Annotated in this window: 24 protein-coding genes and 1 pseudogene; 16 read left to right on the forward strand and 9 right to left on the reverse strand. The window is 71.4% G+C overall.

Features of this window, described 5'->3' with window-relative positions; translation table 11 throughout:
• Positions 1-5 precede the first annotated feature (5 nt).
• The gene (locus OHA21_RS02140; protein WP_328469552.1) at positions 6-677 is read right to left on the reverse strand and encodes a type 1 glutamine amidotransferase domain-containing protein; all 672 of its coding nucleotides are present in this window, start codon (positions 675-677) and stop codon (positions 6-8) included.
• A gap of 76 nt (positions 678-753) precedes the next feature.
• On the opposite strand from OHA21_RS02140, the gene OHA21_RS02145 reads away from it, so the two are divergent.
• The gene (locus tag OHA21_RS02145) at positions 754-1,608 is read left to right on the forward strand and encodes a LysR family transcriptional regulator (protein WP_328469554.1); all 855 of its coding nucleotides are present in this window, start codon (positions 754-756) and stop codon (positions 1,606-1,608) included.
• Here OHA21_RS02145 and OHA21_RS02150 read toward each other — a convergent pair.
• Positions 1,586-2,068: a MarR family winged helix-turn-helix transcriptional regulator gene (locus tag OHA21_RS02150; protein WP_328469556.1), complete on the reverse strand. Its 483-nt coding sequence runs from the start codon at positions 2,066-2,068 to the stop codon at positions 1,586-1,588. The two genes, OHA21_RS02145 and OHA21_RS02150, sit on opposite strands and share 23 nt — an antisense overlap.
• 160 nt (positions 2,069-2,228) lie before the next feature.
• Here OHA21_RS02150 and glnII point away from each other — a divergent pair, with 160 nt between their 5' ends.
• Genes glnII through OHA21_RS02170 form a run of 4 tightly spaced genes read left to right on the forward strand, consistent with a single transcriptional unit; the run spans position 2,229 to position 4,811 of the window.
• Positions 2,229-3,233, forward strand: a complete 1,005-nt coding sequence (glnII, locus tag OHA21_RS02155; RefSeq protein WP_328469558.1) for a glutamine synthetase — start codon at positions 2,229-2,231, stop codon at positions 3,231-3,233.
• Between the two features lie 32 nt (positions 3,234-3,265).
• Complete coding sequence (locus OHA21_RS02160; RefSeq protein WP_328469560.1) at positions 3,266-4,060, forward strand: N-formylglutamate amidohydrolase; 795 nt, start codon at positions 3,266-3,268, stop codon at positions 4,058-4,060.
• 48 nt (positions 4,061-4,108) lie between these two features.
• Positions 4,109-4,438, forward strand: a complete 330-nt coding sequence (locus tag OHA21_RS02165; protein WP_328469562.1) for an STAS domain-containing protein — start codon at positions 4,109-4,111, stop codon at positions 4,436-4,438.
• Entirely contained in the window at positions 4,431-4,811 is a 381-nt protein-coding gene (locus OHA21_RS02170) for an ATP-binding protein (RefSeq protein WP_328469564.1), read from the forward strand. Before OHA21_RS02165 ends, OHA21_RS02170 begins: the two co-directional genes overlap by 8 nt.
• An 879-nt stretch (positions 4,812-5,690) precedes the next feature.
• Here the strand turns inward: OHA21_RS02170 and OHA21_RS02175 are convergent.
• Entirely contained in the window at positions 5,691-7,193 is a 1,503-nt protein-coding gene (locus OHA21_RS02175; RefSeq protein WP_328469566.1) for a PP2C family protein-serine/threonine phosphatase, read from the reverse strand.
• A gap of 59 nt (positions 7,194-7,252) precedes the next feature.
• Here OHA21_RS02175 and OHA21_RS02180 point away from each other — a divergent pair, with 59 nt between their 5' ends.
• Positions 7,253-7,561: a ribosomal protein L7/L12 gene (locus OHA21_RS02180; RefSeq protein ID WP_328469568.1), complete on the forward strand. Its 309-nt coding sequence runs from the start codon at positions 7,253-7,255 to the stop codon at positions 7,559-7,561.
• Here OHA21_RS02180 and rho read toward each other — a convergent pair.
• Positions 7,558-8,688, reverse strand: coding sequence for a transcription termination factor Rho (rho, locus tag OHA21_RS02185; protein ID WP_328469570.1), 1,131 nt, complete (start codon positions 8,686-8,688; stop codon positions 7,558-7,560). The two genes, OHA21_RS02180 and rho, sit on opposite strands and share 4 nt — an antisense overlap.
• A gap of 313 nt (positions 8,689-9,001) precedes the next feature.
• On the opposite strand from rho, the pseudogene OHA21_RS02190 reads away from it, so the two are divergent.
• Positions 9,002-9,233: pseudogene (locus OHA21_RS02190) on the forward strand (helix-turn-helix domain-containing protein); the annotation flags it as partial.
• A 209-nt stretch (positions 9,234-9,442) separates the two neighbouring features.
• Here the strand turns inward: OHA21_RS02190 and OHA21_RS02195 are convergent.
• Positions 9,443-10,330, reverse strand: a complete 888-nt coding sequence (locus OHA21_RS02195) for a L,D-transpeptidase (RefSeq protein ID WP_328469572.1) — start codon at positions 10,328-10,330, stop codon at positions 9,443-9,445.
• A 60-nt stretch (positions 10,331-10,390) separates the two neighbouring features.
• Here OHA21_RS02195 and OHA21_RS02200 point away from each other — a divergent pair, with 60 nt between their 5' ends.
• A complete protein-coding gene (locus tag OHA21_RS02200) occupies positions 10,391-11,386 on the forward strand; it encodes an LLM class flavin-dependent oxidoreductase (protein ID WP_328469574.1) in 996 nt (331 codons plus the stop codon).
• On the opposite strand, the gene OHA21_RS02205 is transcribed toward OHA21_RS02200, so the two are convergent.
• Both OHA21_RS02205 and OHA21_RS02210 read right to left on the reverse strand, forming a co-directional pair.
• Positions 11,331-12,509: a sensor histidine kinase gene (locus tag OHA21_RS02205; protein WP_328469576.1), complete on the reverse strand. Its 1,179-nt coding sequence runs from the start codon at positions 12,507-12,509 to the stop codon at positions 11,331-11,333. The genes OHA21_RS02200 and OHA21_RS02205 overlap by 56 nt on opposite strands.
• A complete protein-coding gene (locus OHA21_RS02210; protein WP_328469578.1) occupies positions 12,506-13,162 on the reverse strand; it encodes a response regulator transcription factor in 657 nt (218 codons plus the stop codon). Before OHA21_RS02210 ends, OHA21_RS02205 begins: the two co-directional genes overlap by 4 nt.
• Before the next feature lie 108 nt (positions 13,163-13,270).
• Between OHA21_RS02210 and OHA21_RS02215 the strand changes: the two genes are divergently transcribed.
• From OHA21_RS02215 to OHA21_RS02235, 5 genes are all read left to right on the forward strand, one after another.
• On the forward strand, positions 13,271-13,729 hold the full coding sequence (locus tag OHA21_RS02215) for a hypothetical protein (RefSeq protein ID WP_328469580.1): 459 nt from the start codon (positions 13,271-13,273) through the stop codon (positions 13,727-13,729).
• Positions 13,726-14,766: an efflux RND transporter periplasmic adaptor subunit gene (locus OHA21_RS02220; RefSeq protein WP_328469581.1), complete on the forward strand. Its 1,041-nt coding sequence runs from the start codon at positions 13,726-13,728 to the stop codon at positions 14,764-14,766. The genes OHA21_RS02215 and OHA21_RS02220 overlap by 4 nt, the downstream gene beginning before the upstream one ends.
• Positions 14,763-15,413 carry an ABC transporter ATP-binding protein gene (locus OHA21_RS02225; protein ID WP_328469583.1) on the forward strand — a complete coding sequence of 217 codons (651 nt, stop codon included), beginning with the start codon at positions 14,763-14,765 and terminating at the stop codon, positions 15,411-15,413. Before OHA21_RS02220 ends, OHA21_RS02225 begins: the two co-directional genes overlap by 4 nt.
• On the forward strand, positions 15,410-16,609 hold the full coding sequence (locus OHA21_RS02230; RefSeq protein ID WP_328469585.1) for an ABC transporter permease: 1,200 nt from the start codon (positions 15,410-15,412) through the stop codon (positions 16,607-16,609). The genes OHA21_RS02225 and OHA21_RS02230 overlap by 4 nt, the downstream gene beginning before the upstream one ends.
• A gap of 142 nt (positions 16,610-16,751) precedes the next feature.
• Complete coding sequence (locus tag OHA21_RS02235) at positions 16,752-17,717, forward strand: S-4TM family putative pore-forming effector (protein ID WP_328469587.1); 966 nt, start codon at positions 16,752-16,754, stop codon at positions 17,715-17,717.
• Here the strand turns inward: OHA21_RS02235 and OHA21_RS02240 are convergent.
• Entirely contained in the window at positions 17,638-18,333 is a 696-nt protein-coding gene (locus OHA21_RS02240; protein WP_328469589.1) for a TetR/AcrR family transcriptional regulator, read from the reverse strand. The genes OHA21_RS02235 and OHA21_RS02240 overlap by 80 nt on opposite strands.
• An 83-nt stretch (positions 18,334-18,416) precedes the next feature.
• Between OHA21_RS02240 and OHA21_RS02245 the strand changes: the two genes are divergently transcribed.
• The 3 genes from OHA21_RS02245 to OHA21_RS02255 are packed head-to-tail and all read left to right on the forward strand — an operon-like array spanning position 18,417 to position 21,502.
• Complete coding sequence (locus OHA21_RS02245) at positions 18,417-19,565, forward strand: acyl-CoA dehydrogenase family protein (protein WP_328469591.1); 1,149 nt, start codon at positions 18,417-18,419, stop codon at positions 19,563-19,565.
• Positions 19,566-19,579: 14 nt separating this feature from the next.
• Positions 19,580-20,329: a 3-oxoacyl-ACP reductase FabG gene (gene fabG / locus OHA21_RS02250; protein WP_328469593.1), complete on the forward strand. Its 750-nt coding sequence runs from the start codon at positions 19,580-19,582 to the stop codon at positions 20,327-20,329.
• Between the two features lie 15 nt (positions 20,330-20,344).
• Positions 20,345-21,502 (forward strand): acyl-CoA dehydrogenase family protein, encoded by a 1,158-nt coding sequence (locus OHA21_RS02255; RefSeq protein WP_328469596.1) that lies wholly within the window; start codon positions 20,345-20,347, stop codon positions 21,500-21,502.
• Between the two features lie 35 nt (positions 21,503-21,537).
• Here the strand turns inward: OHA21_RS02255 and OHA21_RS02260 are convergent, their stop codons facing one another.
• Positions 21,538-23,865 carry a tetratricopeptide repeat protein gene (locus OHA21_RS02260; RefSeq protein ID WP_328469598.1) on the reverse strand — a complete coding sequence of 776 codons (2,328 nt, stop codon included), beginning with the start codon at positions 23,863-23,865 and terminating at the stop codon, positions 21,538-21,540.
• Positions 23,866-23,961 lie beyond the last annotated feature (96 nt).

Below are 23,961 nucleotides of genomic sequence, written 5' to 3' on the forward strand. Positions count from 1 at the left end.
TGTCCTCAGCTCTTCAGGACCTTCAGCACCGCCTCGGCGACACCGGTCGAGGAGGCCGGGTTCTGACCGGTCACCAGGCGGCCGTCGGTGACCACGTGCGGCTGCCAGTCGGCGGCGCCGGTGTGCTTCGCGCCCAGCCCCTCCAGGCGGCTCTGCAGCAGGAACGGCACCACCTCGGTGAGGCCGACCGCGTTCTCCTCGGAGTCGGTGAACCCGGCGACGTTCTTCCCGGCGACCAGCGGAGTGCCGTCGGACAGGGTGATGCCGATCAGAGCGGCCGGGCCGTGGCAGACGGCGGCCACCACGCCGCCGCGCTCGTACAGGTCGCGGGCGAAGGCGGCGAGATCCGGGTCGGAGGGGAAGTCCCACATCGCGCCGTGGCCGCCGGCGAACAGGACCGCGTCGTAGTCGGCCTGCTCGACGTCGGCGAAGCGCGGGGTGTTCTTCAGCTTCTCCTGAACCGTGGTGTCCTCGGTGAAGGCGCGCTGCACCGGGTCGGAGAGGTCCACACCGTCCACCGGCGGCTCCCCGCCGGCGACGCTGACCAGGTCGACCTTGTAGCCGGCGTCGGTGAAGACCTGCCACGGGTGGGCCGCCTCCGGCAGGTAGAAGCCGGTCGGGCGGAGGCCGCCGAGGTCGCCGTGGCTGGTGAGGGCGATCAGGATTCGGTTCGTCATGCCCCCGATCATGCGCCGCCACAGCCATCGGGCACCAAGAGCAACAGCACGGGTGAGCCATCGGAATACTGATGGCATGATCTCGCTGGACCTGCTGCAGACGTTCCTGGCCGTCCACCGCGCCGGCACCCTGACCCGGGCGGCCGAGGCGCTCGGTCTCGCCCAGCCGACGGTCACCGCGCAGGTCCGGGCACTGGAGGAGCGGATCGGGCAGCCGCTGTTCGTGCGCGGCGCGCGCGGCGTCACCCCGACCGCGGCCGCCGACGACCTGACGCGCCGGCTCGACGGGCCGCTCGACGCGCTGGCCGCGGTGGCTGCCGGGCTGACCGGCGCCGCCGGGCCGGCCGGCCGCACTCTGCACCTGGGTGGTCCGGCCGAGCTGATGACCGCCCGGGTGCTGCCCGCGCTGGCCGGGACGATCGCCGCCGGGGTCTCGGTACGCGTCCAGCTCGGCCTCGCCGACGACCTGCTCGCCGACCTGGCCGCCGGCCGACTCGACCTGGTGGTCAGCGCGATCCGGCCGCGGCGGGGCGGGATCTCCGCCGAACCGCTCTGCGACGAGGAATTCCTGCTGGTCGGCGCGCCGGGACTGGCTTTCTCCGCGGCGCCGCTGCTCGCCTACGCCGAGGAACTGCCGATCATCCGCCGATGGTGGCGGCATGTGCTCGGGACGCCGCCGCCGAAACGGGCCGTGCTCGTCGTGCCCGATCTGCGGGGTCTGCGCGCCGCGGCGGCGGCCGGGATCGGGGCGACCGTGCTGCCCCGCTATCTGGTCGCCGACGAACTGCGGGCCGGCACGCTGGTCGACCTGCACCCCACCGAGGACCCGCCGATCAACACGATCTACCTGGCCACCCGGACCGCCGGGCGGGACGAGCCGCACGTGTCGGCGGCCCGTGGGGCGCTGCTCATGCAGGGTCGTCTCTGGTGACCTGCTTCGGGCCGACGATCTCCGTGAGCAAGGGGCCGACGACGTCGCTGAGCAGGGCGGCGAGGGCGGTGGCGGCGCCGGGGGAGAGAGGGATGAACGCGTGGCGTACCGCCTCCCGGGCCTTGGCGGTGACCTCCCGGGCCATCTTCTCGCCCTCCGGGGTGGGGCAGAGCCAGACCCGGCGGCGGTCCGCCTCGTCACGTTCCCGTTCGATCAGGCCGGCCGCCTCCAGCCGGTCGGCCAGTGGGGTGACCGAGGACTGCTGGACGTAGAGCAGCCGGGCCAGCGCGCCGCCGGTCAGGCCGTCGTGCTCGCCCAGCGCGTACAGCGCCAGCAGGTCCAGCGCCGGCATCCCGGCGTCGGCTGCCGCCTCGTCCAGGGCGTTCTGGATCATGCGTCCGGCCTGCAGGATCAGATAGCCGAGTTCCAGGCCTTCCGGGGAACGGGCGATCGAGGTCACGGTTGTTTCATCGGCCGAACATTCCGATGACTGAAGCGTCACCGAGTAACCGGGATCACGCGTCCGAGGTGCGGGATCGGAAACGTGGCGTAAATGTTCGAAAGCTAGCCTCCTCGCGCTCGACCCGCTCGCTCATGACTCGCTTACGAGGAGACTCTCCGTGGCTATCAAGGCCGAATACCTGTGGATCGACGGCACCCAGCCGACCGCGAAGCTGCGGTCCAAGACCAAGATCCTGGCTGAGGGCGCCGAGCCGCCGGTGTGGGGCTTCGACGGCTCCAGCACCAACCAGGCGCCCGGTGACAAGTCGGACTGTGTGCTCCAGCCGGTCTTCACCTGTCCGGACCCCATCCGTGGGGGCAACAACATCATCGTGCTCTGCGAGGTGCTGCTGATCGACGGCACCCCGCACCCGACCAACACGCGTGCCCTCTGCGCCGAGACCGCCGCCAAGTACGGCGACCAGGAGCCGATCTTCGGCATCGAGCAGGAGTACACCTTCTTCAAGGACGGCCGCCCGCTCGGCTTCCCGGTCGGCGGCGGCTACCCGGCCCCGCAGGGCGGCTACTACTGCGGCGTCGGCGCGGACGAGGTCTTCGGCCGCGAGATCGTCGAGGCGCACATGGACGCCTGCCTCGAGGCCGGCCTGCACCTGTCCGGCATCAACGCCGAGGTCATGCCGGGTCAGTGGGAGTTCCAGATCGGCCCGGTCGGCGCGCCGCAGGTCGCCGACGAGCTCTGGGTCGCCCGCTGGCTGCTCTACCGCATCGCCGAGGACTACGGCATCTCCGCCACCCTCGACCCGAAGCCGGTCAAGGGCGACTGGAACGGCGCCGGCGCGCACACCAACTTCTCCACCAACGCGATGCGCTCCGGCTACGACGCGATCATCACGGCGTGTGAGGCGCTCGGCAAGAAGCGCCAGGAGCACGTCGACGGCTACGGCGCGGACATCGAGCACCGGCTCACCGGCCTGCACGAGACCGCCCCGTGGACCGAGTACAGCTACGGCGTCTCCGACCGGGGCGCGTCGGTGCGTATCCCGTGGCAGGTGGAGAAGGACGGCAAGGGTTACATCGAGGACCGCCGCCCGAACGCCAACGTCGACCCGTACGTGGTCACCCGCCTGATCATCGACACCTGCTGCTCGGCGCTGGCTTCCTGATTCTGTCGGACCCCGGGAGTAGTTTCCGGGGCGTGGCGTTCGAAGTGATTCCCGGGGATGCCGGTTCGCCGGTCATCCTGCACGTTCCGCACGCCTCACGGGCGCTCGCCGAGTCCGGCCTGATCCTGGACTCGGCGGCGCTCGGTGCGGAGCTAGACCATCTGACCGATGCGTACACCGACGTGATCGCTTCACGGGCGGCCGCGGCCGCCGTGCGGCGACCATGGATGCTGGTGAACCGGTTGTCCCGGCTGGTCGTCGATCCGGAGCGGTTCCCGGACGAGACCGAGGAGATGCTCGCGGTGGGCATGGGGCCGGTCTACACCCACGGCTACGCCGGGCGACGGTTGCGCGAGGCTGATCCGGCACGCGACGCGGTGCTGATGAAAGAGCACTTCTTTCCGTACGCGGAAGCGATGTCCACGCTGGTCGACTCGGTTCTGGCCGGCGCCGGCCGTGCGGTGATCCTGGACGTGCACTCCTATCCGACCGCCGCGCTGCCCTACGAGCTGCACGGTGACGGGCCGCGACCACCGATCTGCCTCGGCACGCTGGCCGGGCACACCCCCGACTGGCTCCTCTCGGCCGCCCGGGCCGCCTTCCCCGGCGCCGGGCTGGACAGTCCGTTCGCCGGCGCCTACGTGCCGCTGAAGCATCTCGGGGTGACCGCCGAGGTCTCCGCGCTGATGATCGAGATCCGTCGCGACCAGTACATGCTCGAGCCGGGCGGCGAACCCACCGACGGCCTCGACAGGCTGGCCGAGGCGATCGCCGGGCTGGTCGACGCCGTTCCCGTATGGGTAGGAGCGCTCCGGCGCGGCGGATGACATGATGGGCCGGGCAGGCCGTCACCGCAGGGAAAGGCACGGCAGTCGATGGCGAACTTCGAGGCGCGGACCGCTGCCGGGCCAGACCGGATCACGGTGTCCCTCGCCGGCGAGTGTGACCTTTCGGCCCGCGAGCACCTCACCGCCGTCCTGCTCGACGCGCTCCAACGGACCAACGCCGTCTTCGTCGACCTCGCCCGGCTCACCTTCCTCGACTCCAGCGGGGTGCACGGCCTGATTACCGCCCACCACGCCGCCAAGAACCGCAACGCCCGCGTCTACGTCGTCAACGCGACCGGCCCGGTCGCCGCCGTCCTCGAACTCACCGGCCTCGACGCCCTCCTGCGCGCTCCGGCCGAAGACCGCCGCCATGCCTGAGCCCGCCGACGACGGGATGTCGTATTCGGAGCCGGACGACCTCCGGGCAGTCCGGGCCTTCGTCACCGAACGCGCCCTCGCCCTCGGCCTGCCCGCCGGCCGGGTGGGCGTGCTCACCCTGGCGGTCAGCGAGCTGACCACCAACACGCTGCAGCACACCGAGGGCGGTGGGCACATCCGGGTCTGGGCGGAGAACGGGCGGCTCGTCTGCGACGTCGTCGACGGTGGGCCGGACCGGCCTTTCGGGCGTGCCATGCCGTCCGCTGAGGCTATCCGCGGGCGTGGGCTCGCCATCGTCGAACGGGTCTGCGACTCGGTCTACACCTGGACGGTGCCGGGGGGCACGTTGGTGCGGATCTGCCTCAACCTCTGATTCCCGGTACGGGGGCTGGCCGTTACCGCGGGCCCCGAACCTCGCAATCTTGAGCCGCGCTGCTTTTGCTCTTGCATGCCTGGTTCTGCGCTGCTTTGGGCTTTGCGTGTCTCGTTCGCGCTGCTTTGGGTTTGCGTGTCTCGTTCGCGCCGCTTCGCTGGTGTGCTCCTGCTCAGCGCCGCCTGAAACCGCGCCGGCTATATTTCCGCCCCCAAGATCCGTTGCTGCTGCGATCTTGGGCTTCCGTGCACCCCGGGGTGTGGGTTATCGCCCAAGATCGCACCAGCAGCCTGCGTGGCGGTCGGCCACGCAACGTCATTGGCTGCCGGGCGGGACGGGCGTTGTTGCGGTGACCGGGTGCTTCCGTGGCCGGGGTCGGCGGGGCTCCGGAGTGCGGCTGGTTGACAGGGCTGTTTGAGAGCGGCTCAAACAACCTTGTTAACCAGCCGGTCATGGGCGGAAGCGGTCTGGCGAGCGCGGCAGACGAGGGTGTGGGCCTATGCCTGCTGGGCTGGCGTGGGCGGCCGCCCGCCTTTGGCCATGCCACCAGTGTCGGGGTGAGGGCCGGTCACGGATCCCTTGGCCTTGCGGTGGGCTGAGGGGGTCGGGGATAGCGGGGGCGGTGTCAGCGTGGCGGCGCGGTGGGGCTTGCCTGGCAGGCGGGTGCGGTGCGGCCCTGGCGAGTGGATGCAGTGCGAGCCTGGCAGGCGGGTGCGGTGCGGCCCTGGCGGGTGCCTGCGGTGCGGGCCTGGCGGGTGCCTGCGGTGCGGGCCTGGCCGGTGGTGCGGCGGAGTCTGGCGGATGACGTGGCGTGGCGGGGCGTGGCGCGGCGGGGTGGGGTGGGCGGGGTGGGGCGGGGATGTTCGTACCCCGGAGTGGTTATGGGGTCACCCGGACCACCAGCGTGCACGTGTCGTCGTCGGGGCTGGGGGCGTGCAAGAGGCGGTGGATTCGCGGCAGCGGATCGGTGCCGGGTTCGACGGAGACGGCCGAGAGGTGGCTGCGAACCTCGGCGGCGCGGCCGGCCATGTCGCCGGTGCGGCGTTCGACCAGGCCGTCGGTGTAGAAGAGGATGAGGTCGCCGGGTTCCAGGTGGGCGTTGGCGACCGGGAAGTCGGCCTCGGGTTCGGCGCCGAGCAGCAGGCCGGGTGGGCGGTCGAGTTCGGTGCTCTCGCCCAAGCGGGCCAGCAGCGGGGCCATGTGGCCGGCGCGGGCCCACGGCAGGGTGCGGGTGCGCGGGTCGTAGACGGCGACCAGCGCGGTGCCGGTGATGCCGAGCTGGGCGCAGAGCCGGTTCATGTGGCGCAGCAGCACGCCGGGCTCGCGGATGCCGATGGACAGCCAGGCGACCAGGGCGAACCGCAGGTGGGCCATGCCGCTGGCGGCTTCCAGGCCGTGGCCGGCGACGTCGCCGATGGCCAGGGCGACCAGGCCGTCGGGGAGGGTCTGGGCGTGGTACCAGTCGCCGCCGACCTGGACGGCGCTCTCCGCGGGCAGGTAGCTGACCATCGCCTCCAGGCCGTCGAGGGCGAACGGGGCGGTCGGCACCGGCTGGATCATGTTCTGCAGCTGGCCGGCCAGGCGGTGCTCGGCCAGCGCGGTGATCTCCCGGGTGCGCAGTTTGTCGCTGAGGGTTTCGATCTCGGTACGCGAGTCGACCCGCGCGGTCACGTCCTGCACGACGGCGTAGACCTTCACCGGTCTGCCGGACGCGTCGCGGGCCACGTCGGACAGGATGCGCAGGTGTTTGACGGTCTCGCCGATCCGGAACCGGACGGTGACGTCCGAGGTGGCGCCGCTGTCCAGGGTCTGCCAGGCCACCTCGGCGATGGCGCGGTCCTCCGGCAGCATCGCCCGGCCCTGGTCGGCGCGGGACAGCGGGCCGTCGGCCGGGAGACGGGCGAAGATCCGGTACATCCCCGGGGACCAGTCGCTGCGGCCGCTGACCAGGTCGTACTCCGACCAGCCGAGGCTGCCGAGCAGTTCGGTGTGCTCGAGGCGGCGCTGGTGCTCGTCCATCCGCTGCCACCAGACCAGCAGGCCACCGAGGACCCGGTGCACGCTGATCTCGAAGCGGGACTCGGCGACGACACCGGACTGCTTCTCCTCGTACCGAAACTCGTCCATGTTGCCGGGCACGCCGGTGCGCAGCACCTCGCCGTAAAGATTCCAGAGCGGACCGCCCACCATGGACGGGTAGAGCTCGCTGATCCGCCCGTCGACCCGCTGCGAACCGCGCCCGTAGATGTCGCGGATCTGGTCGCTGGTCGCGGCGATGCGGAAATCCACCACCTCGCCGGCCTGGTCGTGCACCGGCAGCAGCCAGGTGCAACCCGCCGGAATCGCGGCGAGCAACTCCCGGACCGCGGCCTCATCCGCCATGCCCCGAGCCTATCGGTGCGCGGTTACGGCCGGTGGCCGCAGTGTGTGACGATGACCGGATGGACGACCTCACCCTGGTGCTTTTCGGTGTCCTGGTCCTCGGCCTGTTCATGCTGTTCAGCGGCGCACGCGCCCGGGAGCAGGCGCGGATCAGCGGGCGGCTGGCGGCGATCGAGCGCAAACTCGACGCGGTGATGAAGCACCTGGGGATCGCCGAGCCGCGGGGCGAACATCAGCCGGACGTGGTGCGGCATCTCGAGCAGGGCAACAAGATCCAGGCGATCAAGGCATATCGGGAGCAGACCGGGGTGGGGCTCGCCGAGGCCAAGCACGAGGTCGAGCGCATCGCCCGGGAGAGGATGCTTTAGGCGTACGCCATAGAGGCCGCGATCCGGCGCAGGAAGGCTGCGTTGTCGGGGGTGGTGCGCAGTTGCTTGAGTAGCTGCTCCATGCCGTCGCGCCGTTCCTGACCGGCCAGCGCGCGCCGCACCTGACCGGCGATCGCCAGCTCGGCGGGCGCCAGCAGCACCTCGTCGTGCCGGGTTCCGGTGGCGGTCACGTCGATCGCCGGGAAGATCCGCGCCTCGGCGAGCGAACGGTCCAGCTTGAGTTCGGCGTTGCCGGTGCTCTTGAACTCCTCGAAGATCAGCGTGTCCATCGCGGAGCCGTTCTCCACCAGCGCGGTGGCGATGATGGTGAGCGAGCCGCCGCTCTCCAGCGCGCGGGCGGCGCCGAGCAGCTGCTTGGGCGGGTGCAGCGCGGTGGAGTCGAGGCCGCCGGAGAGGGTACGCCCACGGCCCGGCGCGGCCAGGTTGTACGCCCGCCCCAGCCGGGTGATCGAGTCGAGCAGCAGAACCACGTCCCGGCCCTGCTCGACGAGGCGTTTGGCGCGTTCCACGGCGAGTTCGGCGACCGCGGTGTGGTCCTGCGGCGCCCGGTCGAAGGTCGCCGCGATCACCTCGCCGCTTACCGTGCGGCGCATGTCGGTGACTTCTTCGGGGCGTTCGTCGACGAGGACGGTCATCAGGTGGCACTCGGGGTGGTTGCGGGCGATAGCGCCGGCGATCTGCTGCAGGACGGTGGTCTTGCCGGCTTTCGGCGGGGCGACGATCAGTGCCCGCTGGCCCTTGCCGATCGGCATGACCAGGTCCATGACGCGGGTGGTCAGCAGGTGCGGCTCGGTCTCCAGGCGCAGCCGTTCGTGCGGGTGCAGCGGGGTGAGCTGGTAGAAGCCGGGGCGTGGGCCCGGGGGTTCGATCTGCAGGCGGGCCGGGCGGTTGCCGGAGATCTCGGCGAAACCGGTGACCCGGTCGCCGCGGCGCAGGCCGAGACGGCGGAGTTCGCTCAGCGCGACCGGGATGTCGGCGCGGGACGGCAGGTAGCCGTCGGCGCGTAGCCAGGCGCGGTCGCCGACGACATCGAGAAGGGCGTCGACGGCGAGAGGTTCGGTGGGCGGGTTGCGCTTTTTCGGGGTACGGGTGACTACATCGGTCACGGTGTTTCTCCTTGGGAGGGTGGGGTGCCGCCAGGCGGAGCCCGGGCGTGGATACGCGGCGGAGCCGGATCGGTGCCTGCGAAACGTGCCTGCGAAGCGCGGGCTCGAAGCGGGCGTGCAAAGCAAGCGGGGCGGTGAAAGCAAGCGCGCGTGCCTGCGGAAAAGCCGTCCGGCGGCTTGATGGAAGGTGGATCTCCGGGTGGCGAGGAACGCCGGCATCCGGGATCCGGTTGCGCCAACGGTAGCACCGGATGGCCGTGCATGGCCATCACGGGTGATGATGGGGCCCGGAGCGGATGCGGAGGAGACGGGCATGCCATTACTACGCCGGGTGATCGGGGCGGTTCTGCGGCGGGTACGCCAGCACCAGGGCCGGACCCTGCGGGACGTCGCCGAGGCGGCGGGGGTTTCGCTGCCCTACCTCTCCGAGGTGGAGCGCGGCACCAAGGAGGCCTCGTCGGAGGTGCTGGCGGCGATCTGCCGGGCCCTCGGGCTGCCGATGCCGGAGCTGCTGGACGAGGTGCGACGGGAGTTGTTGCGGGCGACGACGCCGGCGCCGCGTGCGCGCGTTGCGGCGCCGCTGCAGCGGGTCACGCTGCGGTGTGCCACCGAGCGCAGCGGCAACGGCGGTACGGGCGCCGGCCCGGCAGCGCGCTGCGCAGTTGGCGGCGGTGTCCGGCCGCGGTCGGCCCGGCTGCTGCGGCTCGGCTGCCGCGGCGGCATGCTGATAAAGGCCTGAGGAAGGTCCGGGAGATCAGGCTGCGACCAGGACCGGCGTGCCCGGGTCGATCTGCTTGAGCAGGATGCGCTGCGCCGAAGGTGGCATCCGGACGCACCCGTTGGACACGCTCTTGCCGAAGGCGCTGCTGCGTGACCAGGCGTGGATCGCGGTGTGCGCGCCCCGCAGCGATGCGGCCAGCGCCTCCGGGTTCTCCGGGACCGAGCCGAGCACCAGGGCTTCCAGGCCGGCGTAGACCGATCCCTGCGTACCGGTGCGGCCCATCACGAAGGTGCGGCCCGGCGGCGTCGGCGTCTGTTTCGTGCCCACCGCGACCGTCCAGCTCTGCTGTTCGGCACCCTCGCGGATCCAGGTCAGCCGGTGTTCGCTCAGGTCGACGAGCAGGTGGTCACGCAGCGGCTCCGGCCGCCAGCCGTCGGTCGGCACCCAACCGATCCGCTGGTTGGCCGACGGCGCGAGCACCGCGGCCCAGCCGTTCTCGCGGGCCACGATGGGCGCGACCACCGGCAGGCCGCTGATCCGCGGCGGCAGGAAGGCCCGGGGTCTGCCGCCCGGCGCGTCGTAGAGGGCCATCCGCTGGTGCGGGCGCAGCGCCTCGGTCGGCACGGTCGGTGATTTCGCCTCCGGGTCGGCGGGCAGTCCGCGCGGCCCGTCCGAGTAGCTGATCACCGGCAGGTCGTCCGGTGGCGGGGCGGCGGGGAGGGGCGCGGCCGCGCTGCCCGGGACGGCTGCGGCGGAGGCCGGCGGCGGGACCGGGCCGGGGGCGGCGGCGCGCTCCGGCTGGCGGGAGCGGGCCAGGGCGACGGCTGCGCCGAGCGCCAGGACCAGGGCGACAGCGATCAGGATCAGCAGGTAGGCCCGGGTCCGGGAGTGCGGGCGTACGGGGTACGGGTCGCTCGGCACCCGACCAGGGTAGCCGGTGTCACACGGTGCGATATGAGGATCTTTCGCTAGGGTGAATTCATGCTGCGCAAGCTGGGTTTTCTCACGATCGGCCTGTTCGACGAGACGGATCCGCGCCGCGGCCACGAGTCCACCCTGGAGATCATCGAGCTGGGTGAGCGGCTCGGTTTCGACAGCGCCTGGCTACGTCACCGGCACCTGCAGTTCGGCATCTCGTCGCCGGTCGCGGTGCTGGCCGCGGCGACCCAGCGGACCAGCCGGATCGAGCTGGGCACCGCGGTCACCCCGCTCGGCTGGGAGAACCCGCTGCGTCTCGCCGAGGACTGGGCGACCGTGGACCTTCTCTCCGGCGGGCGGCTCAACCCGGGCTTGAGCGTGGGCCCGCCGATGCAGTTCGAGCGGGTCAAGGACGCGCTCTACCCGGACACCGACGAGGACTTCAGCTATGCGCGGGTCGAGCGGCTGCTGCGATGCGTACGCGGTGAGCCGGTCACCGCCTTCCGCGGCACGGTCGGGTTCGAGGACTTCTCCGACCGCGTGCAGCCGCACTCACCGGGTCTCGCGTCCCGCCTCTGGTACGGCGGGGCCAGTCTCCGCTCGGCGCAGTGGGCCGGCGAGCACGGGATGAACTTCCTGACCAGCAGCGTGGTGAAGGCCGAGGAGTCGGAGGACTTCGAGCAGGTCCAGCTCTCGCACATCCGGGCGTTCCGTGCGCACCACCCGGACGGCGAGAGCGCCCGGGTGTCGCAGGGCCTGGTCGTCATCCCGACCGACTCGGCGACGCCGGCCCAGGTCACGAAATACCGGGCGTACGCGGAGAAGAGGCTGCCACGCACCGCCACGCCGCAGACTCCGGCGCGGCTGATGTTCGCCCCGGACATCGTCGGCACCTCGGCCGAGATCGCGGAGCGGCTGAATGAGCACGCCGCGTTCCGGGAGATCGACGAGGTGGCGTTCGCGCTGCCGTTCACCTTCGAACACGACGACTACGTGCAGATCCTCACCGATATGGCCGTGCATCTGGGTCCGGCCCTGGGCTGGCGTCCGGCAGCGTAACGGTCACCACGAGCCCACCGCCCTCGCGTGGGACAGCGTCCACCGAGCCGCCGTGCGCCCGGGCCACCGAGCGCACGATCGACAGCCCCAGCCCGGATCCCTTCTCCGACGTGACGCGGTCGCCCGTCAACCGCCGGAACGGTTCGAAGAGCGCGGGTATCTCGTACCCCGGAATGGTCGGCCCGGTGTTGCTCACGGTGACCGACGGACCCGGCCCGGTCTCCACCCGGACCCAGCCGCCGGGCCCGGTGTTGTGCCGGATGCCGTTCTCGACCAGGTTGCGGACGAGGTGTTCGAGCAGGAGCGCGTCGCCTTCGGCCGGCGCCGGCCCGGCGATCACGGTGACTTTGATGTCGGCATCGGCTGACTGCTCGGCCACGTGCGCCGCGATGTCGGCGAGGTCGAGCGGCGTACGCTCGGTGAGCTCCTGCTCGGAGCGGGCGAGCAGCAGCAGGCCGTCGATCAGCCTCTCGTGCCGGGTGTTGATCTTCAGGAGGTCCTCGCCGAGCCGGACCACGTCGGCGGACGCGGTCCGGCGGTGCATGGCCAGCTCGACCAGAGCGCGGTTGAGGGTCAGCGGGGTACGCAACTCGTGCGAGGCGTTCGCGACGAACCGGCGCTGCCCGTCGAAGGCGTGCTCCAGACGTTCCACCATCGCGTCGAACGTGTCGGCCAGCTCCTTCACCTCGTCGTCACGCCCGTGCAGGCCGATCCGGCGGCGCAGGCCCCGTTCGGCGGCCGGCGCGGCGGAGATCCGCCGGGCGGTGGCGGTGACCCGGTGCAGCGGGGCGAGCATCCGGCCGGCCACCACCCAGCCGGACAGGAACGCCGCGATCCCGACCAGCAGCAGGGCGAGCGACCCCTGGACGAGCAGGGTCTTGGTAGCCGCGGCGACCACGGCGTCCCGCTGCGCCTCCAGCCATCGCGCGGCCTCTTCGCCGGTGAGTACGGTGTCGCCGTTCACGATCACCTGCCGCAGGTCGCGGGCGCCGGGCGGCGGAGCGATGCCGAGGTAGAAGCGTTCCCGGAACAGCAGCAGGTTGACGGCGAGCAGCAGCATCCCGGCGACCAGGAAGAGGCTGCCGTAGACCAGGGTCAGGCGCAGGCGCAGCGTGAGTCTCATGCGATCCGGTACCCGACTCCGGGCAGGGTCTCGATCACCTGCGGGTCGCCGAGCTTGCGGCGCAGTTTCAGGATGGTCAGCCGGACCGCGCCGGTGAACGGGTCGACGTGCTCGTCCCATGCCTTCTCCAGGAGATGCTCGGCGGAGACCACCGTCCCGCCGGCCCGCAGCAGTTCGGCCAGCACGGCGAACTCCTTCTTCGACAGCGAGACGTACCGGCCGTCCCGGGTGACCTCGCGCCGCGCCGGATCCAGGGTGATGCCGGCCTGGCGCAGCACCGGCGGGCTGCCCGGGCGGGTCCGCCGGCCCAGGGCCAGGACCCGCGCGGCGAGCTCGGGCAGCGCGAACGGCTTCGTCAGGTAGTCGTCGGCGCCGAGCGAGAGGCCGGCCACCCGGTCGCGTACCTCGGCCGCCGCGGTCAGCATCAGCACCCGGGCCTGGGCGCCGCCGGCCACCATCTGCCGGCACACCTCGTCGCCGTGCACCTTCGGCAGGTCGCGGTCCAGCACCACCACGTCGTAGTCGTTCACCGCGACCCGCTCCAGCGCGGCCGCGCCGTCGTCGGCGACGTCCACCGCGTGGGTCTCCTCGCGCAGCCACTCGGCGATCGCGTCCGCGAGCACGCGCTCGTCCTCCACCACCAGGATCCGCATCCGCCCATGCTGCCAGCGCCGCCGTTTCCGCGGTGTTTGCAGATCGGCAAACGCTGCGGAAACGGCCCGACCCGTTGGATCGACCCCGACCTTCGAAAGGGGAGACCGATGCGACGACTGATGATCCTGGCCGGGATTCTGCTGGCCCTGGCCGGCTGTGCGGCGGAGAAGGAGGAACCGGCCGCGGCGCCGAGCATGGACCCGCACGCTCGCAGCCTGAAGTTCGCCGAGTGCCTGCGCGAACAGGGCCTCGACGTGCCCGATCCGGAGCCGGGCAAGGGTTTCACGATGAAGTTCGGCCCGGGGACCGACCAGGCGGCGGTGCAGAAGGCCATGGAGGCCTGCCGGGAGTGGGCGCCGACCGGAGTGACCGGCGGCGGCAACGGTCCGGACCCGCAGCAGGAGGAGCGGATGCGGGCGTACGCGCAGTGCATGCGGGACAACGGCGTCGAGTCGTTCCCGGACCCGGAGGGTGGCATGGTGCGGCTGGACCAGAGCTCGGGCGGGGACCCGGACTTCGAGGCGGCCGAGAAGGCCTGCGCCTCGAAGATGCAGGGGCCACGGTGAGCCGCGCCCTCAAAATCGCCGCCGGGACGGTCGCGGTCGCCTCGGCGGGCGTGGCAGCTGTGCTGGTCGCCCGGCCCGGCGCGGGCAGCGACGAGCCGGCCGGGGGCCGCTTGCCACCGGCGACCGTGGAGATCACCAAGGGCACGTTGCGCGAGTCCGTGGAGGCCGACGGCGAGCTGGGGTACGGCCCGACGCGCACCGCCTCGGCCCGCAGGCAGGGCATCGTCACCTGGCTGCCGGAGAGCGGCGCGACGGTGACCCGCGGCAAGCCGCTCCACCGCATCGACGACGAACCGGCCGTGCTGATGTACGGCTCGACCCCCGCGTACCGGCCGATGCGCTCCGGCGACGAGGGCCGCGACGTCGCCCAGCTGGAGAAGAACCTGGAGGCGCTCGGCTACGACGGTTTCACCGTGGACGACGACTACACCGGCTCCACCGCGGACGCCGTCGAACAGTGGCAGGAGGACATGGGACTGCCGGAGAGCGGCGTGGTCGAGCTGGGCCAGGTCGTCTTCGCGTCCGGAGCGGTGCGGGTCGACGCCCTGACCGCCGAGCGGGACGCCGCGGTCGCGCCCGGCCAGGCCCTGCTCACCTGGACCGGCACGACGAAAGTCGTCACCGTGCGGCTCGACGTGTCGGACGCTTCGGTGGCCGAGGTCGGCGCCACGGCGTCGGTGACCCTGCCGGACGGCAAGCGGGCCACCGGCAAGGTCACCGAGGTGGCCACCGTGATCGAGCCGGGCGCCGGGCAGGACGCCGAACCCACCACCGAGATCGAGGCGCAGGTGGCGATCAAGACCAGTTTCGGTACGGCTGCCGTGGACGTGACCTTCACCGCCGCCGAGCGCAAGGGCGTGCTCACCGTCCCGGTCGCGGCACTGGTCGCGGCCGACGGCGGCGGCTTCGCGGTCGAGGTCGTCGAGGGCGACGCCACCCGGCACGTGCCGGTGAAGACGGGGCTGTTCGCCGACGGCCGGGTGGAGATCACCGGGGACGGCCTGGCCGCGGGCATGACTGTGGGGATGCCGAAGTGATCGAGTTGACCGAGGTGAGCAAGGCGTACCCGGGTGGGGTGACCGCGCTGGACCGGGTGAGCCTGCGGATCTCCCGGCAGGAGCTGGTGGCGATCGTCGGCCCGTCCGGGTCCGGCAAGTCGACGATGCTGAACATCCTCGGCACCCTGGACCGTCCGACCTCCGGCACGGTGATCGTCGACGGCCACGACGTGGCCGGGCTCTCCGACCGGAAGCTGTCCGCTCTGCGGGCCACCCGGATCGGCTTCGTCTTCCAGCAGTTCCATCTGGCGGCCGGGACGAGCGCGCTGGACAACGTCGCGGACGGCCTGCTCTACCTGGGGATCCGCCGGGCCGAGCGGCGGCGCCGGGCAGCCGAGGCACTGGACCGGGTGGGCCTGGGCCACCGGGTCCGGCACGAGTCGCACGAGCTCTCCGGCGGCGAGCGGCAGCGGGTGGCGATCGCCCGCGCGGTGGCCGGGAGACCGCCGCTGCTGCTCGCCGACGAGCCGACCGGGGCACTCGACTCGCGCTCCGGGGACGGGGTGATGGAGCTGCTGTTCGAGCTGAACGCGGCCGGCACCACAGTCGTCGTGATCACCCACGACCGGGACATCGCCGCGAGCCTGCCCCGGCAGGTGCGGATGCGGGACGGGAAGATCCGATGAGCGAGCTCGTTCCGGCACGGCTGTCGGCCGTGGACGTGATCCGGGTCGGCGGGGTCGGCCTGCGCACCCGGCCGATGCGGGCGTTCCTGTCGGCGCTCGGCATCGCCATCGGCATCGCGGCGATGGTCGCGGTGGTCGGCATCTCCTCGTCGTCCGGCGCCGAGCTGGACCGCACCCTGTCCGCGCTCGGCACCAACCTGCTCACCGTCGGCCCCGGCAACACCATCCTCGGCGAGGAGGCCGAACTGCCCCTCGAGGCCGAGGCGATGATCGAGCGGGTCGACGGGGTGCAGGAGGTCACCGCGGTCGGCCGGGTCGACGACGCGAAGGTCTACCGGTCCGAGCACATCCCGGAGGCGCAGACCGGCGGGCTGGTCGCGTACGCCGCCCGCAGCGGCCTGCTCGACACGATCGGCGCCACCCTGCGCAGCGGGGTCTGGCTGAACCCGGCCACCGAGACGTTCCCGGCCGTGGTGCTGGGCGCGGCCGCCGCCGAGCGGCTCGGCATCGGCGCGGCCGGGCCGGACACCCAGATCGTCGTCGGCGGCGTCCGGTGCACCGTGATCGGCATCCTCGACCCGGTGCCCCTCGCCGACGAACTGGACAGCGCGGCTCTGATCGGCTGGCCGGCGGCGGCCCGCTGGCTCGACTTCGACGAGCACGCCACGACCGTCTACACCCGGTCGGTGGAGAGCCGCCTCGAAACCGTACGGGACCTGCTCGCCGCGACCGCCAACCCGGAGGCGCCGAACGAGGTGGACGTGTCCCGCCCGTCCGACGCGCTCGCCGCCAAGCAGGCCACCAGTCAGGCGTTCGCCGGGCTGCTGCTCGGCGTCGGCGCGGTGGCGCTGCTGGTCGGTGGTGTCGGGGTGGCGAACACGATGGTCATCTCGGTGCTGGAACGGCGGCCGGAGATTGGCCTGCGGCGGGCGCTGGGCGCCACCCGGGGACAGGTCCGCACCCAGTTCCTCGCCGAGTCCCTGCTGCTCTCGGCACTGGGTGGAGCCGGGGGAGTGCTCCTGGGATCGGCGGTGACCGTGGGCTATGCCGCGTACGAGGAGTGGCCCTGGGTGATCCCCGCCTGGGCCCTCGCCGGCGGCCTGGCCGCGACCCTGGTGATCGGCGGCATCGCCGGGCTCTATCCGGCGGTGCGCGCCGCCCGCCTCGCACCGACCGAGGCGTTGCAGACGCCCTGACACTGAGCGTGTTGGTCCCGGTGCGCCCGCATCGTAACCAACACGCTCAGTGTTCTTTGCTGTTATCTGTACGTATCGATGAACGTAGCTGTTTTTTGGGGATAATGGACTTCCTGTCCTGCTTTTCGTGGCGGTGACGCCGATGACTGACCGCAAACCTGTGGTGCGGCAGCGCCAGCTCGAGCCCACTCTCTGTCACCTGCTCCGGGCGATGACCGTCTCGCACGCCCGGGTCCGCCGCCTCGCCGCCCTGCGCATGGCCATCTCCGCCACCCTCGCCGCGGTCGGCCTGGCCACGGTCTACGCCGGCTCGCTGAACTCGACTCCCTTCGTCAAGTCGCTGAGCATCGCGGTCACCGTCGGCGGGGCGTTGTGGGCGCTGACCTACTCGATGGGACTGGCCTCCTGGGCCGACCGGGAGCTGCGCCGGGCCGCGCTGCTCCAGGAGGCCTTCGAGACCCGGTTCTTCGGCCTGTGCTGGAACAGTGTGCTCGCCGCCGACGAGGTCCCGGCCGAGGACGTACGCCAGCTCAGCAGCCGGTTCCACGGAGACGAACAGGCGCTCGGCGCCCACTACGACATGCCGAACCTGCCCCGGCCCTTCGACGTGCTGGCCCGTCAGCAGCAGAATCTCGCGTGGGGTGGCCGGGTGCGCCGCCGGTACGCCCTCGCGGTGCTCTTCGGCATGATCGTCTGGGCGATCGTCGGCCTGCTGTCCGCCATGATCCGGGGTTCGACGATCACCGACTTCGTGGTGCAGTGGTGCGTACCGTCCCTCGGCATGTTCCTGCTGGGCTGGGACACCTTCCGGGACCAGCGCGGGGTCTTCTCGGAACGGCAGCGGGTCGCGCGGCACTCCCGGGCGCGCTGCCTGCAGCTGGCGGCCCGCGGGCACGAGCCGGGCGCGGTCCGGGATCTCACCCTGATGGCGCGGCAGGTGCAGGACCAGCTCTTCCTCACCCGCAAGCGGGCGCCGCGGGTGCCGTCCTGGTTCTTCCGCCGCTATCGCGAGCAGGACAGCAGCGACTTCACCGCGGGACTGGAGGAGATGCGCCGGTCGCTGGTGCGGGCGGGACTGACCGTGCGCCCGCCGCGCCCGAAGGGCTGATCCCCTGCAGGCGGGCGGCGAGCCCGTCGACGAACATGCTGAGCGCGAACTCGAAGCTGTCCCGGTCCACCGCGTCGGCGTGCTCGCGCAGCCGGTGCGCGTCGCCGAGCGCCGGATAGCGGTCCAGGTAGACCTGCACGTCGTCGACGAACCCGCGGGAGAACGAGCCCATCGCCGCGCCGACCACCAGGTACTTCGTCGAGGCGCCGATCATCGTCGCCTCCCGGGCCGGCCAGCCCGCGGCGACCAGGCCGCCGTGGATCGCGTCCGCCCGGCGCAGCGAGGCGTCGCGCTGACCGGGGCCGCGGGCCAGGAACGGCACGATGTTCGGATGCTCGGCGAGCGCCGCACGGTACGACCGGGCCCAGCCCAGCAGCCCCTCGCGCCAGCCGAGCGAGAAGGCGCCGGTGTCCACCTTCTCCATGATCTCGCTGGCCACGTCGTCGAGCAGCTGCTCCTTCGTGGGGTAGTGAAAGTACAGCGCGGGGGCGCTCACACTCAGTGCGGCGGCCAGCTTGCGCATGCTCAGTCCGTCGAGACCGTCGGAGTCGATGATCTCGAGCGCGGCCGCCCGGATGCCGGCCTGGCTCAGCAGGGGCGTGGTCGGCCGGGGCATGTGAGGTCCTTTCGCAGAAGTGCCTAACGGTGTTAAGTTAGCACTCGTCGAGAAACCTGACAGCGTTAGTTTTAGGAGTTTCTGTGGACCTAGGCCTGACCCAGGAGCAGGAACAGTTCCGTGACCTCGCCCGCGACTGGGTGGATCGCGAGATCGTCCCGCACGTCACCGAGTGGGACCGGGCCGAGCAGGTCGACCTGAAGATCGTCGGCAAGCTCGCCGAGCTGGGCTTTCTCGGTCTCGGGATCGCCGAGGAGTTCGGTGGCTCGGGCGGCGACTTCCTCTCCTACGTCCTGATGATGGAAGAGCTCGGGCGCGGCGACACCTCCGTCCGCGGCATCGTCTCGGTCTCGCTCGGCCTGGTCGCGAAGAGCATCCAGGCGTATGGGACGGATGCGCAGAAGCGGCACTGGCTGCCCGGCATGTGCGCCGGCGAGACGCTGGGCTGTTTCGGTCTCACCGAGCCGGGCACCGGGTCGGACGCGGGATCGCTGACCACCCGGGCCGTGCGCGACGGCGACGACTGGCTGATCACCGGCGAGAAGATCTTCATCACCAACGGCACCTGGGCGCAGGTGGTGCTGGTGTTCGCGCGTACCGGGGGGCCTGGTCCGAAAGGGATCACCGCCTTCCTGGTCCCCGCCGATGCGCCGGGTCTCACCCGGCGCGAGATCAAGGGCAAGCTCGGCCTGCGTGGCCAGGCAACCGCCGAGATCAACTTCGATGGCGTACGGGTGAGCGACGCGAACCGCCTCGGCCGGGAGGGTGGCGGCTTCAAGATCGCGATGTCGGCTCTGGACAAGGGGCGGATCGCGGTCGCCGCCGGCTCGGTCGGGCTGGCCCGCGGCTGCCTGGAGGCGGCGGTCGCCTACGCCCAGGAGCGCACCCAGTTCGGCAAGCCGATCGCCTCCTACCAGCTCGTGCAGGAGATGCTCGCCGACATGGCCGTGGAGACCGACGCGGCCCGGCTGCTCGTGTGGCGGGCCGCCGACCTGGTCGACCGGGGCCGCCCGTTCGGCACCGAGGCGTCGATGGCCAAGCTGTTCGCCACCGAGTCCGCGGTGAAAGCGTCCAACCAGGCGATCCAGGTGTTCGGCGGCTACGGCTACGTCGACGAGTTCCCGGTCGGCAAGGCCATGCGCGACGCCCGCGTAACCACCCTCTACGAGGGCACCAGCCAGATCCAGAAACTGCTCATCGGCCGGGCGCTGACCGGGATCAGCGCGTTCTGAACAGAGGAGTCCCCTTGAGTCGGGTAGCCATCGTCACCGGTGCCGCGCGCGGCATCGGCGCGGCCACCGCGCTGCAGTTCGCCTCCGAGGGCGCCGCCGTCGCCGTCCTCGACCTCGACCAGGACGCATGCTCGTCAGTCGTCGACCAGATCCGCTCGTCCGGCGGGACGGCTGTCGCCCACGGCTGCGACGTCTCCGACGAGGCCCAGGTGGACGCCGTGATCGACAAGGTCGCGGCCGAGCTGGGCAGCGTCGACGTGCTGGTCAACAACGCGGGCGTGCTGCGCGACAACCTGCTGCACAAGATGTCCGGGGCGGACTGGGACATCGTGATGAACGTGCACCTGCGCGGCGCCTTCCTGTGCAGCCGGGCGGCACAGCGGCACATGGTGCCCCAGAAATCCGGCAAGATCGTGAACACCTCGAGCGTGTCCGCGCTCGGCAACCGCGGGCAGGCCAACTACGCCGCCGCGAAGGCCGGGATCCAGGGCTTCACGCGTACGCTCGCGATGGAGCTGGGGCCGTTCGGCATCAACGTGAACGCGGTGGCCCCCGGCTTCATCGTCACCGAGATGACCGACGCGACCGCGGCCCGGGTCGGCATCTCCGCCGCCGACATGCAGGCCAGGGCCGCCGAGATCACCCCGCTGCGGCGGGTCGGCCACCCGTCGGACATCGCCCAGGTCGTGGCCTTCCTGGCCAGTGACGCCGCGTCGTTCATCACCGGCCAGACCATCTACGTCGACGGCGGACGCCGTCTCTAGTTCGAGGATCCTGATATGCGTCGCTCAGTTTTCAACGAGGACCACGAAGCCTTCCGGCAGACCCTGCGGGAGTTCATCGAGGCCGAGGTGGTTCCCCGCTACGACCAGTGGTTCGTCGAGGGCCAGGTGCCCCGCGACTTCTACAAGCAGCTCGCCGAGCTGGGCCTGTTCGGCATCGAGGTGCCGGAGGAGTACGGCGGCGCCGGCATCGACTCGTTCAAGTTCGCCGCGATCCAGACCGAGGAGACCACGCGGGCCGGCGTCTCGTTCGGCGCTTCCGGAGCACACGTCGCGCTCTGCCTGCCGTACCTGATGCAGCTCGGCACCGAGGAGCAGAAGCGGCGCTGGCTGCCCGAGTTCGTCTCCGGCGACACCATGTACGCGATCGCCATGACCGAGCCCGGCACCGGCAGCGACCTGGCCGGCATGAGCACCACAGCCCGACTCAGCGAGGACGGCACCCACTACGTGCTGAACGGCGCGAAGACCTTCATCACCGGCGGTGTCCTCGCCGACCGGGTGATCGTCTGCGCACGGACCTCGCCGCCGAAGCAGGACGACCGCCGCTACGGCATCTCGCTGCTCGTCGTCGACACCAAGTCGCCCGGCTACTCGGTCGGCCGCAAGCTCGACAAGCTCGGCCTGCGCACCTCCGACACCGCCGAGCTGGCGTTCGACGACGTCAAGGTGCCGGTGGAGAACCTGCTCGGCGAGGAGAACAAGGGCTTCTCGTACCTGGGTCACAACCTGCCCAAGGAGCGCCTCAGCATCGCCTACGGCGCCTACGCCCAGGCCGCCGCCGCGGTCCGCTTCGCCAAGCAGTACGTGCAGGAGCGCAAGGTCTTCGGCCAGGCCGTCTCCTCGTTCCAGAACACCAAGTTCGAGCTGGCCGCCTGCCAGGCCGAGGTCGACGCCGCCCAGGCCGTCGCCGACCGCGCCCTGGAGGCCCTCGACGCCGGCGAGCTGACCGCCGCCGAGGCCGCCTCGGCCAAGCTGTTCTGCACCGAGGTCGCCCACCGCGTGATCGACCGCTGCCTGCAGCTGCACGGCGGTTACGGCTTCATCAACGAGTACCCGATCGCCCGCCTCTACGCGGACAACCGGGTCAACCGCATCTACGGCGGCACCAGCGAGGTCATGAAGATGATCATCGCTAAGGACATGGGTCTCTGAGCTCCGGGGGGAAGGGGTACGGGGTGGCCGGTCGCTCAGTACGGAGGTACCTCGACCGGGCACTCCACCCAGCCCCGTCCGCGCCGCCGGGCGAGCAATGGCACCACGTCGCCCGGCTCCAGACCCATCGCCGCGCCGATCTCGGCGCGCAGTCGTTGCTCCATGGCGCCGTCAAACGCTCGCCGGCCCACCCGGACGAGATTCGCGGCGCGGGCCAGGGTGTGCGGATGCCCCGCGCCGCTGATGGCGACCGAACGCTCGTAGACCGCGCGTAGCAGCTGGTACGCGTTCGGGAGATCGCCGGTGGTCGCTTCGTCCAGGGCGCAGCCGGCCTCCGCGGCCAGCGTGATCCAGTGATCGGCGCCGAGAACGTGCCGAGCCAGAGCCACCGCCTCGCGACCGTGCCGGGCGGCCGCACCGAACTCGTTGTTGCGGCGCTCGACGACGGCGGTGGCCACCAGAGCCGCGACGGTCGCCGGGTGCTCCTTGCCGTACACCTGCCGGTGCAGCTCCAACGTGCGGACCGCGAGGGACAAGGCGCCGGCCGGCTCGCTCGGGTGGGTGACGTATGCCGAGGTCTGAAGGGCCCGGACATGGAAGGCGCCCAGGTCCGCCTCGATCTCCGGCAGCACAGTGCGGATCATCTCGTGGGCGCGTTCGTGCGCACCCAGGTAGTACCGGTCCAGCCCGCACATCCACCGGGAGTACAGGGTGTCGGGGTGATGCGGCCCGAGGACGAGCTCGCGAAGGGCGACATTCTCCTCGTCCAGCGCGAACGCATCCGCGAACCTGCCCAGATGGCGCAGGTCAGCTGCCAGGTTGTTGCGCACCCGGATGGTGAAGACGTCGGTCTCCCCGGACGTGTCGCACGCCCGGTCCAGGGTCACCAGGTCCAGCCGGTACGCACGGCGGAAGTCCCCGGCCAGCCGCAGGCTCCCGCCGTAGCTGTTCGCGATCTTGAGGGTGACCCGGTGCGTCTCCCCGAGGGCCCGCCGGGCCCGGCTCAGCGTCTCCTCCAGCAGCGGAGTGACGGTGAACTGCTCACCCAGCGTCCGGGCCGCTTCGACCAGGGACAAGGCGGCCCGTAACGTCAGTTGGTGATCCGGGCCGAGAAGCTCACCCCAGCGGTTCCACGCCTCCCGCGCCAGGCGATGTGCGCTCGCGCTGTCCCCACGGACCTCCAGGTACCGGATGTGCTGCAACACCAGTTCCTGGATGTGCCGGTCCGCGCTCTCCACGCAACCGGCGGAGCGTAGGTGTGCCGTGATCAGGCCATGGGCCGGCCAGGATGCCGGTTCGTCCACCCAGGGCGCTGAGGAGACGGCCGCGGCGAGCAACCTCTGCGCAGCGGACCGGAGCTCCGCCTGGTCATTCGGTTGTAGCCGGGCCCGGACCACCGCCTGTACCAGCCGATGCACCTGAATGGTGCCGCGGGCTTTGTCGAGCCTCGCCAGTGAAAGACGGCCGACCTGCGTCATCGCCCGGTCCAGGCGGACCGGATCGGCCAGGACGGTGCGCAGCGCGAGTGGCAGGTCACCGAGCTGTTCGGCGAGCCGGCCCGCGTCGGTGTCAGTGACACCGGGGTTGCGCTTGCGGAGCAGAGCCACACTCTCGTCACGGTGCAGGACCTCCACCTCGACGGTGTCGGCCAGACTGTGCCACGTTCGGTTGCGCGACGTGATCAACACTCGCCCGGTCGAGTGCGGCTGCGCCGCCTCCGGCAGATACGGCCGCAGCGTTGCCGGGTCCTCGGCATTGTCGAAAACGACCAGCCAGCGGCGGAACGGGATCCCACGGCGCAGCCCGTCACGGACCATGTCGACCGTCCGCTCGAGAGTCTCCGACTCGGCGATGCCCATGGTTCGCGCCAGGTTGAGCCACGCCGATCGCAGCACCGCCTCCTGCTCAGCCGGCATCCACGCCACCAGGTCGAACGCGGATCGGTGGCGGTGCGTGAACTCGATGGCGAGATGCGTCTTTCCCACCCCGCCGAGCCCGTACAGAGCATGCGGGACGAGTGCGGTCACCGCCGGGTCGGCGCTGTCCGCCGTTCGCAGATCCAGCCCCGCCAGCAGGTCTTCCCGGCCGGTGAAGTGCCGGTTCCGAGGTGGCACGTCCAGCCAGATCGGCGCCGGGACGGGAACCGGCTCGCGGTGGACGGCTCGCAGATTCCCGGCCGCCCTCTCCGCCGCGACGGTGAGCCCGGACGAGACGGCCACCACGACGGCCAGGACGCCGAACAGCCACGGGTTCCAGCCGTCGGTCAGCACGTTGGTCAGCCAGCTCCCGGCAGCGACGACCACCGGCAGGGAACCGATGACGAGGGGCGTGCTGACGCGGCGGGTCCTCTTCTCGGGGAGCAACCGGCGCCACCTCCCAGGAGCAGCACTCGAATGCAGAAAAGCTACAACGCCGGGCCCGGGTCCGGGCGGCATGGCCACGACGACCAGCCGACCACG

This window comes from Actinoplanes sp. NBC_00393 (genome assembly GCF_036053395.1).
GTDB lineage: Bacteria > Actinomycetota > Actinomycetes > Mycobacteriales > Micromonosporaceae > Actinoplanes.

What these genes read in the sequence shown, in the direction of transcription:
- OHA21_RS02170 (WP_328469564.1), top strand. Translation starts at nt 4,431, where the DNA reads ATGCCTGAGCCCGCCGACGACGGGATGTCGTATTCGGAGCCGGACGAC.
- OHA21_RS02230 (WP_328469585.1), top strand. Translation starts at nt 15,410, where the DNA reads ATGAGCGAGCTCGTTCCGGCACGGCTGTCGGCCGTGGACGTGATCCGG.
- OHA21_RS02235 (WP_328469587.1), top strand. Translation starts at nt 16,752, where the DNA reads ATGACTGACCGCAAACCTGTGGTGCGGCAGCGCCAGCTCGAGCCCACT.
- OHA21_RS02175 (WP_328469566.1), bottom strand. Translation starts at nt 7,193, where the DNA reads ATGGCGGATGAGGCCGCGGTCCGGGAGTTGCTCGCCGCGATTCCGGCG.
- OHA21_RS02200 (WP_328469574.1), top strand. Translation starts at nt 10,391, where the DNA reads ATGCTGCGCAAGCTGGGTTTTCTCACGATCGGCCTGTTCGACGAGACG.
- OHA21_RS02205 (WP_328469576.1), bottom strand. Translation starts at nt 12,509, where the DNA reads ATGAGACTCACGCTGCGCCTGCGCCTGACCCTGGTCTACGGCAGCCTC.
- OHA21_RS02165 (WP_328469562.1), top strand. Translation starts at nt 4,109, where the DNA reads ATGGCGAACTTCGAGGCGCGGACCGCTGCCGGGCCAGACCGGATCACG.
- OHA21_RS02180 (WP_328469568.1), top strand. Translation starts at nt 7,253, where the DNA reads ATGGACGACCTCACCCTGGTGCTTTTCGGTGTCCTGGTCCTCGGCCTG.
- OHA21_RS02210 (WP_328469578.1), bottom strand. Translation starts at nt 13,162, where the DNA reads ATGCGGATCCTGGTGGTGGAGGACGAGCGCGTGCTCGCGGACGCGATC.
- OHA21_RS02240 (WP_328469589.1), bottom strand. Translation starts at nt 18,333, where the DNA reads ATGCCCCGGCCGACCACGCCCCTGCTGAGCCAGGCCGGCATCCGGGCG.
- OHA21_RS02215 (WP_328469580.1), top strand. Translation starts at nt 13,271, where the DNA reads ATGCGACGACTGATGATCCTGGCCGGGATTCTGCTGGCCCTGGCCGGC.
- OHA21_RS02140 (WP_328469552.1), bottom strand. Translation starts at nt 677, where the DNA reads ATGACGAACCGAATCCTGATCGCCCTCACCAGCCACGGCGACCTCGGC.
- OHA21_RS02145 (WP_328469554.1), top strand. Translation starts at nt 754, where the DNA reads ATGATCTCGCTGGACCTGCTGCAGACGTTCCTGGCCGTCCACCGCGCC.
- OHA21_RS02255 (WP_328469596.1), top strand. Translation starts at nt 20,345, where the DNA reads ATGCGTCGCTCAGTTTTCAACGAGGACCACGAAGCCTTCCGGCAGACC.